At 42.2% G+C, this 13,606-nt stretch carries 14 protein-coding genes; 8 read left to right on the forward strand and 6 right to left on the reverse strand.

What is annotated here, in order from left to right; all coding sequences use genetic code 11:
- Positions 1-21: 21 nt before the first annotated feature.
- Positions 22-864, forward strand: a complete 843-nt coding sequence (locus tag OFO10_RS00150; RefSeq protein WP_270865637.1) for a universal stress protein — start codon at positions 22-24, stop codon at positions 862-864.
- 94 nt (positions 865-958) lie between these two features.
- Here the strand turns inward: OFO10_RS00150 and OFO10_RS00155 are convergent, their stop codons facing one another.
- The 4 genes from OFO10_RS00155 to OFO10_RS00170 form a co-directional block, all read right to left on the reverse strand.
- On the reverse strand, positions 959-1,252 hold the full coding sequence (locus OFO10_RS00155; protein ID WP_270858709.1) for an HIRAN domain-containing protein: 294 nt from the start codon (positions 1,250-1,252) through the stop codon (positions 959-961).
- Positions 1,253-1,316: 64 nt separating this feature from the next.
- On the reverse strand, positions 1,317-2,486 hold the full coding sequence (locus tag OFO10_RS00160) for a MalY/PatB family protein (RefSeq protein WP_270865638.1): 1,170 nt from the start codon (positions 2,484-2,486) through the stop codon (positions 1,317-1,319).
- Position 2,487: 1 nt separating this feature from the next.
- Complete coding sequence (locus tag OFO10_RS00165) at positions 2,488-3,330, reverse strand: DUF3737 family protein (RefSeq protein ID WP_270865639.1); 843 nt, start codon at positions 3,328-3,330, stop codon at positions 2,488-2,490.
- Between the two features lie 99 nt (positions 3,331-3,429).
- The gene (locus OFO10_RS00170; RefSeq protein WP_270865640.1) at positions 3,430-3,873 is read right to left on the reverse strand and encodes a hypothetical protein; all 444 of its coding nucleotides are present in this window, start codon (positions 3,871-3,873) and stop codon (positions 3,430-3,432) included.
- A 113-nt stretch (positions 3,874-3,986) separates the two neighbouring features.
- Between OFO10_RS00170 and OFO10_RS00175 the strand changes: the two genes are divergently transcribed.
- The 5 genes from OFO10_RS00175 to OFO10_RS00195 all read left to right on the forward strand — a co-directional run bounded on the left by OFO10_RS00175 (position 3,987) and on the right by OFO10_RS00195 (position 6,959).
- Positions 3,987-4,472 carry a hypothetical protein gene (locus OFO10_RS00175; RefSeq protein WP_270865641.1) on the forward strand — a complete coding sequence of 162 codons (486 nt, stop codon included), beginning with the start codon at positions 3,987-3,989 and terminating at the stop codon, positions 4,470-4,472.
- 226 nt (positions 4,473-4,698) lie between these two features.
- Positions 4,699-5,163: a cyclic pyranopterin monophosphate synthase MoaC gene (moaC, locus tag OFO10_RS00180; protein WP_270865642.1), complete on the forward strand. Its 465-nt coding sequence runs from the start codon at positions 4,699-4,701 to the stop codon at positions 5,161-5,163.
- Positions 5,150-5,398: an HP0495 family protein gene (locus OFO10_RS00185; RefSeq protein ID WP_270865643.1), complete on the forward strand. Its 249-nt coding sequence runs from the start codon at positions 5,150-5,152 to the stop codon at positions 5,396-5,398. Before moaC ends, OFO10_RS00185 begins: the two co-directional genes overlap by 14 nt.
- Positions 5,399-5,406: 8 nt before the next feature.
- The gene (locus OFO10_RS00190; protein ID WP_270865644.1) at positions 5,407-6,624 is read left to right on the forward strand and encodes a hypothetical protein; all 1,218 of its coding nucleotides are present in this window, start codon (positions 5,407-5,409) and stop codon (positions 6,622-6,624) included.
- The gene (locus OFO10_RS00195; RefSeq protein WP_270865438.1) at positions 6,621-6,959 is read left to right on the forward strand and encodes a hypothetical protein; all 339 of its coding nucleotides are present in this window, start codon (positions 6,621-6,623) and stop codon (positions 6,957-6,959) included. The genes OFO10_RS00190 and OFO10_RS00195 overlap by 4 nt, the downstream gene beginning before the upstream one ends.
- A gap of 43 nt (positions 6,960-7,002) precedes the next feature.
- Here OFO10_RS00195 and recJ read toward each other — a convergent pair whose 3' ends face one another.
- Together recJ and OFO10_RS00205 are read right to left on the reverse strand one after the other, a co-directional pair.
- Positions 7,003-8,580: a single-stranded-DNA-specific exonuclease RecJ gene (gene recJ, locus OFO10_RS00200; protein ID WP_270865645.1), complete on the reverse strand. Its 1,578-nt coding sequence runs from the start codon at positions 8,578-8,580 to the stop codon at positions 7,003-7,005.
- Positions 8,570-10,201: a CTP synthase gene (locus tag OFO10_RS00205; RefSeq protein ID WP_270858699.1), complete on the reverse strand. Its 1,632-nt coding sequence runs from the start codon at positions 10,199-10,201 to the stop codon at positions 8,570-8,572. The genes recJ and OFO10_RS00205 overlap by 11 nt, the downstream gene beginning before the upstream one ends.
- Before the next feature lie 135 nt (positions 10,202-10,336).
- On the opposite strand from OFO10_RS00205, the gene OFO10_RS00210 reads away from it, so the two are divergent.
- Entirely contained in the window at positions 10,337-11,785 is a 1,449-nt protein-coding gene (locus OFO10_RS00210) for a hypothetical protein (RefSeq protein WP_270865646.1), read from the forward strand.
- A 264-nt stretch (positions 11,786-12,049) separates the two neighbouring features.
- The gene (locus OFO10_RS00215; RefSeq protein ID WP_270865647.1) at positions 12,050-13,528 is read left to right on the forward strand and encodes an SLC13 family permease; all 1,479 of its coding nucleotides are present in this window, start codon (positions 12,050-12,052) and stop codon (positions 13,526-13,528) included.
- The last annotated feature ends 78 nt before the right edge of the window (positions 13,529-13,606 follow it).

The following is a 13,606-nucleotide window of genomic DNA, read 5'->3' on the forward strand; positions in this document are numbered from 1 at the left end:
ATTTTAATCAAAAGGATAGCTATGAGCAAAAAAGTATTTATCTGTGTTGATGAAAATGCGCTTTTAAAACCTGTTTGCGATTATGGAATCTACACTGCAAAGCGTCTTGACGCCGAGGCTGTGTTTATCCATGTAATCGAAACCCCAGAGCTTGGTCAAAATTTTTACGGACTTGCAGCTGGCGGGATAGTTTTGGGCGAAAATGATATGGTAATATCGCAGTATGGGGCGTTTGACGGCAAAGACAACGAAGTAGATGAGAGTAAAATCAAAGCATGGCTAGATAAATGCGTAGATGAGGCAAAGGCTCAGGGCGTGAGCGCTAGCGCGATTTTGCGCGACGGCGATTTTATCGAAATCATCGAAGAATACAAAGACGAGGCTAGAATTTTCGTGCTAGGCATAAAGGGCACAAACAGCGAAGATGTGGGCTTTAACGCAACTATGCTGATTAAAGAAATGAAAGTTCCAGCCCTTTTGGTAAATAAAGATTTTAGCCCGATAAACTCCGTGCTTGTGGCATTTGACGGCACAGAGGCTGCGCAAAAAACTCTAAATTTCACAAAAGAGGCCAAACTTCTAAAAGACGCGAAAAAATATGTCATAAATGTAAATAACGACGCCGAGGAATCGCAAAAAACGCTTGAAATCGCAAGAGAAATTTTAAAAGGCGAAAACGCCGAATTTGTAAGCGTCTCAGGCGATGTGCCAGGCGATGAGATTATCAAATATCGCCGCGCCAACAACCTAGACTTAATCGCGACTGGCGCATTTACGAAGAGTTTTTTCAAAAAGCTTTTTGTAGGAAGCGTTTCAGAGGATATCTTGCACAACGCTCTTGTGCCGATTTTAGTTCTAAGTTAAAATTTGGGGCAAATTCGCCCCAAATTTACCAAATTTCTTTAAATTTCAAAATTTTATCAAATTTCAAAATTTCACCAAATTTTGCGCCTAAATTTTAGCCTTTAAAACGGCAAATCACGCCCCGCTCGCTCGCAAATAAAACTTTACCTTTTGCCTTTTTCTTAAATTTATCGTAAAGCCTACCTGCACTCATGCTCTCGCCGATGACAGTTTTGGTGCTGTTTGCGACATAGCCGATTTTACCAAAACCCTCCAATTTCACGACGATTGCCTCGCGGTCGTATTTATTATCTGGCTCTTTTTCGAGATTTACGACCATATTTTCCTTCAAAAATTCCCACCCATAGTAGAAATTTAGCCCAGTGATTGTGAAATAAATCTTTTTCATTTCGCGCTCCTTTTCTAAAATTTCCACTATTTTAGCGTGAAATTTTGACATATTATGTCGAAATTTAAATTTGTCCTTCCCATAAATCAAGCGCAGTTTTTAGCCTAGATAGACCATCAATCACATTTTTGCGCGAAGTTGCGATATTTAATCGCAAAAATTTCTCTCCGCCCTTGCCGTATTGCGCGCCGTGGCTTAGGAAAAGCCCTGTTTTTTGGCGGATAAATTTGGCTAATTTCGTGCCCTCATCGCAATACCCACTTACATCAAGCCACATTAAATATGTCGCATTTTGTGCTACGCTACGCACTTTTGGCAGTTCGCGCGCGATAAATTCATTGGCAAAAGCTCGGTTTGCGCTCACATACGCTCTCATTTCTTCCAACCACGCTTCGCCCCTCTCAAACGCCGCAACCGCCGCAATTAGCCCAAAAAAGCTAGGCTCTGCGATATCATCGCCATTTAGCGCGCGACTGACTTTTTTATGCAGTTTTGGATTTGGGGTAAAAACAGCCGCTGTTTGCAAACCAGCGATATTAAACGCCTTTGTGGGAGCTATGATATTTGCGCTTAAATTCGCACAAACCTCGCTAGCAGCGGCAAACGCGGTGTAATTTACGCCAGGCTCAGTGATATCGCAATGCACCTCATCGCTGATGACGATGACGCCGTATTTTTCGCATAGCTCGCCGATTCTCATTAGCTCGTCTTTGCGCAAGGTCCTGCCGATAGGATTGTGCGGATTGCAAAGCAGTAATAACGATGTTTGCGCCTCTTTTAGGCAAAATTCCAAATTTCCCCAGTCGATGAAATACTCGCCCTCTTCGTATCTAAGCTCACAAGAAAGGGTATTTCTGCCCATATTTTTAATGCAGTAAAAAAAGCAGTTATAAACAGGCGTTAGGATTACGACATTTTCCCCGGGCGCGCTAAGCTTGCGAATTAGCGAATTTATCGCTGCTAGCGTGCCACCAGCGTAAGTTAGAGAGCCTTTTTTGATTTCGTAATTATGGCGCCTTTTCCACCACGAAGTATAGGCATTTTCCCACTGCTCATCTAGCACACTATATCCATACACGCGCTCTTCCAAGCGATTTTTTAATGCCTCGTAAATCTCTGGCGCTACGGCAAAATCCATATCCGCAACCCACATTGCAAGCTCGCCCTCACCTACTTCCCATTTTAGCGATTTTGTGCCAGCGCGGTTTGGCAGATTGTCAAATTCATACGCCATTTTACGCCCTTAATTCAGTGATAATCTCTGTTTTGCTCGCATCTGTCGCGCCGTCTTGGATCAGCTCGCGGATTTTAGCGGCTTTGATTAGCCCTGAGCGCGGGTTTTTCACGCTGTCGATTTCGCCGATGATTTGGGCATGCACATCGCTAAATTCAAACGCCAAGGTCGTGTTTATGAGCTCGCAGTTTTCTAGGCGCAAATTTTGCATATAGCAAAATCCTTGCAGGCTTTCGATTTTGCAGTTTTTCAGAGTGACATTTTTGGAATTCCAGCCAAAATACTCGCCCGCGATGAAACAATCCTCGATTAGGATATTTTCGCAGTTCCAAAACGCGTCTTTGCTAAGAAGTTTTGAATTTTTGATTTTCACATTTTTGCAACCGTCAAAGCAATAATCGCCAAAAAGATTTAAATTTTGTATTTCTAAATTTTGGCAATCAAGCCCGAAATATGGGCCTTTTGCGCTGATATTTTTAAGCACGATATCCTCGCAGTGCCACAGGGTTTCTAGCGCGTCAGTGAATTGGACATTTTCAATGTGCGCATTTTTTACTCTGCGAAGCCCCTTTGGCGCGCCATAAACGCAATCACTTAGCCTTAAATTTTGGCTATACCAGATACCTGCGCGCGCGATTTCATCGAAAAGGCAGTTTGAGATTTCGATATTTTTCGCATACCAAAACGGATATTTCCACTCAAATTTTGAGTTTTGCACGATTATGTCAGAGCTCTCTTTCAGCGGTGATTCGCCGTCGCAAAAAACAGAATTTTCTATTTTTAAATTTTTCGCGCCAAAAAGTGCTCTTTCGCCACTAAATCGCATTTGTTTTAATGTTTGCATAAATTTTCCTTGTGATAAATTTACCTTTTTATACCAAAATTTTTAAAATTTTAATAGAACAATATTGCAAATTTCTTGCCTAATTATGCAAAATTTGATTTATTTGTGTTTTGGCGTTTTGCGCAAATCAAAATAGATAAAATGCCCTGTGCTTTCGCCGTTTTCGAAAATTTCGAGTTTGTAGCGCATGATAGGGCTGTGGCAGGCTGCGACCATGATTTTAGCATGGTATGAGCCGTCGTTAAAGCGGACAAGCGGGCTTTCGAAATTTCCCATATTCATGCTAATTCCTTTGATTTTTAGGGTTGGATTTTTTAGCTCACGCAAAATCCCGCTTACCACAACCTCGCTCTCGCTCATCGCTACAATCGGCGCTGGTATGATTGTAAAGCTCGCACTCTCGCCACCTGCATTGCTAATGCACGAGGCTGTGTTTAAATCGCACGGCAAGGAAATTTTAGTATCCCCAAATAGCTTGTCGCTATCCTCATTTGCGTGAGTTAAACCGCATAAAATCGCCAAAACAAGATAAAATCTTTTCATTTTTTCTCCTTGAAAATTTTTGCGTAATTTTAGGTAAAAAAGGTAAATTTTAATGATTGTTATTAAAATTTTGCTAAAATATCAGCCAAATTTTTAATGATAGGAGAGCTATTATGGATTTAAACGCACTTATGAAAATGGTTTCTGCGCTAAAAAGCGATGAGGGAAATGTCAGCAATTTCCAAGCAAACCCAGTTGCATTTATCGAGAAATTTTTAGGCGTCGATCTGCCTGATGATCAAGTAAATGCCCTAATCGCCGGCGTTAGCAATAACTTTTTAAAAGGCAACACTGCAAATGCTATGGGAAATGGCGGCGGCAGCGATATGATTGGAGCTGTGTTAGGCGGACTTTTAGGCGGTGGAGCGAAGGCAAACGCAAACTCAGTGGATAATTCAGGCGTAGATTTTACCGCGCTTATCGGCAAGCTTGCTGTGGCGAAATTTGACACAAACGGCGACGGCAAAATCGATATGAACGATCTAGGCGGAATCCTAGGCAATATCATCGGTGGCGGAAACAAGGCTGGTTTTGGCGCAGACAATGGTGGGCAAGCTGGGCTTGATCTTGGCACATTGATGAAAATGTTTAAAGTCTGAAAATAAAAAAATATGCGAAATTCCCAAATTTCGCATATTAAAATATACTTAAATTATCATTTTTATATCACATATTAATCATTTATTTACCAAACTAGTAGTATAATCCCCCTGTCCGACAAGATAAAAACCTCCTTTTTGTATTTGCCTAGGCTTTCGGGTCTAGGCTTTTTTTATGCCCAAAAATTTGCTATAATCCCGCCAAATCAAATTCCAAGGAAAATCAATGCTAACACACATAGATGAAAATAATATGCCACGCATGGTCGATGTCAGCGCCAAAGACGACACCGAGCGTGTAGCCACAGCCAGCGGGATAATCCACCTAAACGAGGCTGCGTTTCGCGCAGTCAAAGAGGGTGATGGCAAAAAAGGCCCCGTGCTTCAAACCGCCGTTGTAGCAGCTATCATGGGGGCAAAAAAGACAAGCGAACTAATCCCAATGTGCCACCCGCTAATGATAAATTCGGTAAAAACGCAAATAACAGAGCTTCCTAGTGCGTTTAAATTATCAGTCACCGTGAAAATCACAGGCAAAACAGGGGTCGAAATGGAGGCTCTAACTGGCGTGAGCGTGGGCTTACTAGCCATTTATGATATGGTTAAGGCCGTGGATAAATCAATGCGCATTTCAGACATAATCTTAGAGCGCAAAGAGGGTGGCAAAAGTGGCGTGTATGTTAGAGAGTAAGCCTGTAATCGCCTATCCGGCGCAGTGGAAATACAAGGTCATCATCGAGTGCGCCACGCAAAAAAAAGAAAAGATTGACGAAGTTTTAGCTAACGAGGAATACAGCCTGAAATTTTCGAAATTTTCAAACGGCGGAAAATACGCAAGCTTTGATATTTCGGTCTTGGTAGCCAGCGAGGCTCACAGGCTGGGCGTTTTTGAGAAATTAAAGAAAAATTTTAAATTTGTATTATAGGAGAGAGTATGAAAGAGGAATTACTAGCTAAATTTGGCGAGAATTTACGCAGCGCAAGCGAGGCGCAAATTACTGAAAGTATCGAAAATTTGGCATTTTTAGCGTGCGAAAGCGAATTTGGAAATTTAAGTAAAAATGAGAAAACCGCTAAATTTGCAACCCTTACTAGCGCACTTTGCGCCAAGCTAGGTGAGCTTGAAATTTTAAACAAATCAAACGCCAAATCTGTCATAAACGGCGCGAAAAAGGCACTTTGCGAAGAGGGCGAAAAGGAGCTTTATAGCCTGTTTTACGAATACGACGATTTGCGCAAAAAAATCCTAGCCTCACAAAGAGAGCTTTTAAATTTAGTCGAAAACGGCTACGAAAAAATCGAAAATTTGCTCCCAAATTTGGGCGAAAATGAAAAAATCATAGTCGCTGACGCTCTTGGCGAGCTTAGCAAAAACTCGCTTTTGCTTGCCGATGTTTTGAAGGAAGCTAGCGAAATGGCGTTTATCAGCGTGCTTGAAAACGGCGATGATATCGAGGATACGGCGCATCATACGGCGAAAAATATCGCATTTTACGCTATTAGCGAGGGCGAATTTACCCGCTTCCGCCTAAAAGAGATAGCCAAACTCATCATCGAAAGCGCGATTTTCGTGGCAAACGAGAGCAAAAACACTGCCCCTGCACTAATCCGCGGAGCTGTGCTTGGCGTGTATGATGCGATCACCAAAGTGGCTGAAAAATACCTAGACGATATGAGCGTGAGCCCTGATGAGAGCGTGCAGACCTTGGAGCAAAAAAAGGCACAAATCGCCCAGACTAGCGACATTTTCACAGCTGTTTTAAGCGACGCAATCTCTCGCGCTGGCGAGCCAGCCAAAAGCGAAATCGAAAAATTAGCGCAAGAGGAATTTGGCGGGTATTTGTCGAAATTTAAGAAAATTTATAGCGAGCTTGGCGAGGTGCTAAGCGATAAAATCAGCGAAATGAAATTTGGCGAAAAAGCCAAGGATCTAAGCGCGCAATGGAAGGAAAAGGGCGAGAGGATTATCGAAAATTTCGAGCTTGATGAGAAATTCGGTAGCTTTAAAAAGGAAATGAGCGAAAAACTTAGCGAAATCAAAACGGATATGGCGAAAAATATGAGCCAAAAAGCGCGTGAAATCAGCAAAAAAGCCTATGAAAGCGCACTTGATGCACTTGCAAAGATGAAAAACAAAGGCGAGGGCAAATGAGTGGTGAAAATAGCACCTATCCGCTAATGGGAACGAGATTTGTCCTTGACGAGGAAAAAATCCTGCGCGAGGGCAAATACCGCCCAGAAACGCTTTACGCACAGATTGACAAAATCGCCAAAGAGTGCAATATGCAAAAGCAAGACAAAAACACATATTATGCCATTAGGGGCGAAAATGGTTTTTCTAGTTTAGGCAGTTTTGCTTATGTTTATTTGATAAAGGAAAAATGGTTTATCGATAATGTGAAAGAGTGGTGGTGGCTTGATGAAGAAGAGGGCGATGAAGATATGATGGGAGATGTAATGGAGGTAAAACAATGGAAAAAATCCTAAATTTGGGCTAAATTCACGCTAAATTTAACCCAAATTTCATGGCTTACTCAGCTGGGCTCATCTGCTTTATCACAAGTTCTGGCGAGATTACACTTCTGAAATTATTTTTATTTATGCTAAAAATCAAATCCACTCTCTGATTTTCGCGTGGCAAAAAATCATAGTTAAACCACAGCGCCTCGACGCTGGCGCCGTTTTTTTGGATACTCATTTTGATATGTTTGCCATCTTTGCCGATTTGGCGCACATTGCCCACACTCGCACCACAGATATTAAACACAGGCTTTGGATTTTTCTGCCCGTAAGGCTCGAAAAATTCCAAAATTTCAAGCAGTTCAAAGTCGATTTGCGAAACTTCTAGCTCGCCTAGCAAATCGTCCGCCGCTCTGAAATCCTCCAAATCATCAGGCGTGATTTTCGCATTTACCCTGCGCCTAAATTCCTCCAAATTCGCAGGCTCAATCCCCACACCAGCTGCACCCTTATGCCCGCCGTAAGTGGTTAAAATTTCAGCCTGCGATGAGATTAAATTTAAAATATCAAATTTCCCCACGCTTCTAGCACTTCCCTTGGCGCGGTCCTCATGCACGCTAAAAACAATCGCTGGTTTTTTGTAAGTTTTGCTTAGGCGCGAAGCCACGATTCCGATGATCCCCTCGTGCCACTCATCACCCCAAACCACGATGATATTGTCGTCTTCGTTGATACTTTGCGCGATTTGCTCGTAAAGGGCCTTTTCCTCCTCTTTGCGAGAGTTGTTGATGTGATCTATCATTTTTAGGTATTGATTTGCCTCTCTGATATCGCGCGCACACAGAAATTTATACGACATCGTCGCATCATCCATGCGCCCCGTGCAGTTAATCAGCGGAGCAATTGTGTAGCTAATATCGTCGAATTCGAAATGTTTTTTGAAATAATGCTCTTTAATCGCCTTAAAACAAGCCCGATTTGAGTTGTTTAGCTTTTTGATACCATAGCGCAAAAGCGCCCTATTCATATCTCTAAGCTCCATCATATCGGCGATTATGGCGATGATTAGGATATCCATTAGGCTAGACATATCGTAATTCACGCCAAGGGTTTCTTTGAGCGCGCCCACTAGATACCACGCGACCTGCGCCCCGCAAATTTCGACATTTGGGAAGGTGCAGTCTGGTTGTTTTGGATTGACGATAGCGTAGGCTTCTGGCAGGATTGGTGGTGGCATGTGGTGATCTGTGATAATTAAATCAATGCCCTTTTTAGCGCAAATTTGCGCTGCTTCTATCGCCGAAGTGCCGTTATCAACGGTAACTATCAGCCCGATACCCTCTAATTCATCGATTATTTCGTTATTTAGTCCGTATCCGTCAGTGAAGCGGTTCGGGATTTTTATGACATAATCTGCGCCGATTTGGTTAAAAAAGTCGCTCATAATCACGGTGCTTACGATGCCATCGACATCGTAATCACCCACGACTGCTATGCGTTCATTTTCATCAATGGCAGTTTTTATACGCAATGCAGCCTTATAGATATCTTTGAGCTGGCTTGGTAAGGGAATTTCACTAAGTTTTGTGTGTTTATCATTTGCAAACCTCGATTGTAAAATTTCCCTTACTTCGTTTTTACCTAACATTTTTAATAGAAGCTTCGATAAAGCCCAAAATCGCAGGATTTGGGCGCACTAAGCGACTAGTAAATTCTGGGTGAAACTGCACACCTAGAAAAAACGGATGATTTTTTAACTCTACCGCCTCGATTAGGCCGTTTGATTCGCCACATACGATTAAACCCTCTTTTTCAAATTCGGCTCTATATTCAGGGTTTGCCTCGTATCTGTGTCTGTGGCGCTCTCTAATGGTCTTTGCGCCATCATAAATTTTGGCTAAAAGCGAGCCTTTTTTGGTATCGCAGTCGTATCCGCCAAGGCGCATAGTCCCACCTAGCGGGCTTTTGTGCGTGCGGATTTGTTTTTTGCCACTTGCGTCGATAAAGCTATCGATGAGATAAATAAGCGGACTTTTGGTGTTTTCATCAAATTCGATTGAATTTGCGTCCTTTATGCCTAGCACATTTCGTGCAAATTCGATTATACATAATTGCATACCAAGGCAAATGCCTAAAAACGGCACTTTGTGCGTCCTAGCGTAATTTATGGCTAAAATTTTGCCCTCTACGCCACGCACGCCAAATCCCCCAGCTACTAGCACGCCATTTACATCGCTTAGCATTTCATCTAAATTTGACTCTTCTATTTTTTCGCTATCAATCCATTTGAGATTTACCCTAGTATCCAGAGTAGCCCCTGCATGGATAATGCCCTCGGTTAGGGATTTGTAGCTCTCTTTAAGGTCGATATATTTGCCTACAAATGCGATTGTGGTCTCATTAGTCGGAGCGATTACGCGCTTGACTAGGCTGTCCCATTTGCTCATATCTGGCTTTAAAACGCCTAAATTTAGGAAGCTTGCAATCGGCTCTAAAATTCCTTGGCTCATAAATGCGAGTGGAATTTGATATATGCTTTGGCTATCTGGGCTTTCGATGACGCAGTTTTTATCCACGCCACAACTTAGCGCGATTTTATCCTTTAAATTTCGATTTAAAGGCATTTCAGAACGACAAATTATCATATCAGGACTGATACCGATACGGCGCAACTCGCCCACGCTGTGCTGAGTTGGTTTGGTTTTTAGCTCGCCAGCGACCTTGATATAAGGAACTAGCGTTAGGTGGATATTCATGGTGTTTGCGCGCCCAAGCTCCACTCTCATAGCCCTTATCGCCTCCAAAAACGGCAAACCCTCGATATCGCCCACGGTTCCGCCGATTTCGACGATTAAAATGTCGTTATCTTCGCCCGCTTTTTTGATACGGCGCACGATCTCGCCCACGATATGCGGGATTACTTGAATAGTCTTGCCTAGATAATCCCCTCTGCGCTCGCGCTCGATTACTGCGCTATAAACTCTGCCTGTGGTGAAGTTGTTATCTTGGCTTAAATTTTCGTCCAAAAATCTCTCATAATGTCCCAAATCAAGGTCAGTTTCAGCCCCGTCATCAGTGACAAAAACCTCTCCGTGTTCTAGCGGGCTCATAGTGCCTGGATCGACATTGATGTATGGATCTGCTTTTAGCATGCGAACTTTTAGCCCCGAGTGCTTCAAAAGTGTCGCAATCGATGCCGCCGCAATACCCTTGCCAAGGGAGCTTAACACGCCACCCGTCACAAAAATATACTTTGTTTGTTTTGACATAGAAATATCCTAAATTTTGATTTTGATTAATGGCGAAATTATATCTTTGTTTTGGTTAAAGATAGATAATTTAAAATTTTATTATTTTTGGTTACAATGTCTTTTTGAATTTAATCCAAATTTTAAGGAGAAGCTGTGAAAAAATTTCTTGTTCCCATAGTGGCTGTAATCGTGCTAATTTTGGGTTTTGCCTTTTTGCCAAGCAAAGATAAGGGCGAGAGCCAAAACGAGCCAAAAGTAGAGCAAAGTGCGCCCGCAAACCCTATCGCTAAGGCTATTGATAGCGTAGTTGGCAACAAAGCAGGCGAGCTAGCCGAAAAATACATTAACCAAATGCTAGAAAATAGCCAGTTTTTCGAGGTCAAAGAGCGTAAATTCGACCGAGGCGATAGCTCGTCTGCTGGATATTTTATCGGCGTGATTAAAAAACAAACCCTAAAAGATCAGCTAGTCGCAGTCGTAGCTAGCGTGCATGGCGAGACAGAAGCTAAGGATTTGCAAAAGTTAAATTCCGAAATGGATGAGATTTTCCCGCAGGATTTGGAGTTTAGGTATGATTATACTATCGCGCACAGTGTCGCAAATATCGCTGATGGCGCGCAAATCGAGGGCAAAATCAAAATCACTACCCCACACTATGCCGAAATTTTAAAACAATTTTTCAAAACCGAGGAAATCGTTACAAACCGCGTCACAATCGCAACTGATATTAAATTTATCACCCAAATTTCAGACGCCGAATACTCAAACGAGGGGGTGATGATAAATTTAAGCGGGCTAAATTTTGGCGGAGTTAGCGATTTAAATGGCGAAATTTTTAAAACCCTAAATTTGAGTTTAGATAAATTTTTCGTTTATGGCGTAGAGGGTGTGGATATCGAAATGCGGGGCCTTAACTACGATATGAAATACAAAAACGGCGTCAAAAATGGCGCAGAGCTAGTGGATTATTTCTTAGCTGATATGAGCTATACTTCCAGCCTTAAAAACGCCCTAATCACCGTGGAGGGCGATAGATTTATCGTCGCAAATGACGCTTCTAGCGAGGGCGAGACTAAGATTAGTGGCGGAAAATACTTTATGGACGATAAATCACGCATAGCAAGCCTCAAAGTCGCAGATGTGCTAGTGCGAAATGTCGCAATCGATAGCGACATCGCTATGAGTGAAAAACTTTACCGCGAGCTTGCATTTGCGAACCAAAACAAAGCAGAGGAACTAGCGAAAAATCCGCAAATTTTAAGAGATTTGCTCAAAGATGATATTTCGCTAAATTTGAAAAATTTATCTTTTGAAAATAGCGTCGGCAAAAAATTTAGCCTTAGCGCAAAGGGCGTCGTGGGCGATTTCGTCGATGAGGAAACACTGTTTGCGAAAATGAGCGCCAGCGGAAGTGCTAAAATCGACACAAGCCTTAGTGAGTTTATCTCTGATTACGATAGCCTGCGCCCGTTCGCACCGCTAATCGAGCTGTATTCGGCGCAGTTTTTACGCCCTGAGGGAAATGGCGTAAAGCTTGATTTTAGCTACGATAAGGCTTCAAATTTATTGCAACTAAACGGCGAAAATATCCCGCTTCAATAATTTTTAGGTCAAATTTATGCGCGCAGAGCGTTTAAATTTGACCATTACACATTTTAAATTTGTGAAAATTTGTAATTTAAATCAAATTTAAAGGATAAAATTTATTAATATTATTTTATAAAAATTTTAAAATTTCGCCAAATTTTAAAATTTTGTTACCATAAGTAACGCACAAAAAAATTTTCAAATTTTATTTAACGCAATTTTAATAAATTTCCAACCTAATTTTGTATTATTCATAAAATCTTACAAAAAAGGAGTAACATGCCTGATCAAATCAAGGTGCGTGGGCACAACTTCCCAGACCTAGAACCGCAAAACTCGGAAGAAGTTGCAGAAGTAGCGCAACTAACCGATGTTGATTCGTTTCCGAAGCGTGGCATTATCATTGCGATAGTAGCGGCGTTGATCGCATTTGCGCTTTACAATGTCTTGCCGTTTGAGCCAAATGTCAAAAAAGGCTTGGCGCTTTTGGCATTTATCGCGATTATGTGGCTTACGGAGGCCGTGCATATCACAATTACAGCGCTTATGGTGCCAGTTTTGGCTGTGGCGATTGGGATTGGTAAATTTGGCAAAGACGGCGAATTTACGGCTTTGACGCTAAAAAATGCCTTGGCAAATTTCGCAAACCCTACGATTTTTACATTTTTTGGTGGATTTGCCCTAGCTACGGCACTTCACATGCAAAAACTCGACAAAAAAATCGCAACATGGCTTATCCAAAAAGCCGGCGGACGCCTTGGCGTGGCTGCGATTTTGATATGTATCACAACTGCGCTTTTATCAATGTGGGTATCAAATACCGCAACCGCTGCGATGATGTTACCGCTTGCGCTTGGAATTTGCGCAAATTTAGACACAAAGAAAAAAGAAGATCGTGGCACAATCGTCTTTTTACTCTTAGGAATTGCCTATTCAGCTAGTATTGGAGGACTTGGCACGATTGTTGGCTCACCGCCAAACATCATCGCAGCTGAGGCTTTGGGCTGGAATTTCGCTGATTGGATGAAGGTTGGACTTCCGGTAATGCTTTTAATGCTTCCATTAATGTTAGTGGTGCTATATTTGGTCTTCCGCCCAAATTTAAATCACAAAGTCGAGATCGAGCTCGAAGAAATTCCATGGAACAACAAGCGCATACTTACCGTCATAGTTTTCGTAATTACTGCGTTTGCGTGGATTTTCTCAAAAGACATTAGCAAGGTAATCGGCTTTAAAATCGACGACTCCTATGTCGCTGTGTGCGCTGCAATCGCTGTGGTAATGCTAGGCCTTGCTAAATGGCACGATGTGGCAGAAAACACAGAGTGGGGTGTTTTGATGCTATTTGGTGGCGGTTTGACGCTAAGTGCGGTGCTAGGCATGTCGGGAGCTTCTAGCGTGCTAGGAAATTTAGTCGCTGATACCTTCAAAGACGCGCCTGTGTATTTGGTACTCTTAGTAACTGCTGTATTTATCATCTGCCTTACAGAATTTACTAGTAACACTGCCTCGGCTGCGCTTTTGGTGCCTGTTTTTGCGGGTGTAGCATCTCACATGGGCTTGCCGAAAGAAACACTTACAATCGTTATTGGTATCGGCGCAAGTTGTGCCTTTGTAATGCCAGTAGCAACTCCGCCAAATGCCCTAGTTTTTGGCACTGGCATGATTAAACAAATGGATATGATTAAAGCAGGTGCTTACCTAGCCTTTGCTGGTGCGGTGATAGTATCGCTTTATGTTTATCTATTTTTTGCATAAAATTTAGTTGCGAGATTTTCTCGCAACTACTAAATTCTGCCAAATTTCACCTGCTAAAATTTATTAAAATTTTGATAA

It is taken from the genome of Campylobacter sp. VBCF_06 NA8, from assembly GCF_027737825.1.
In the GTDB taxonomy this organism is placed as follows: Bacteria; Campylobacterota; Campylobacteria; order Campylobacterales; family Campylobacteraceae; genus Campylobacter_B.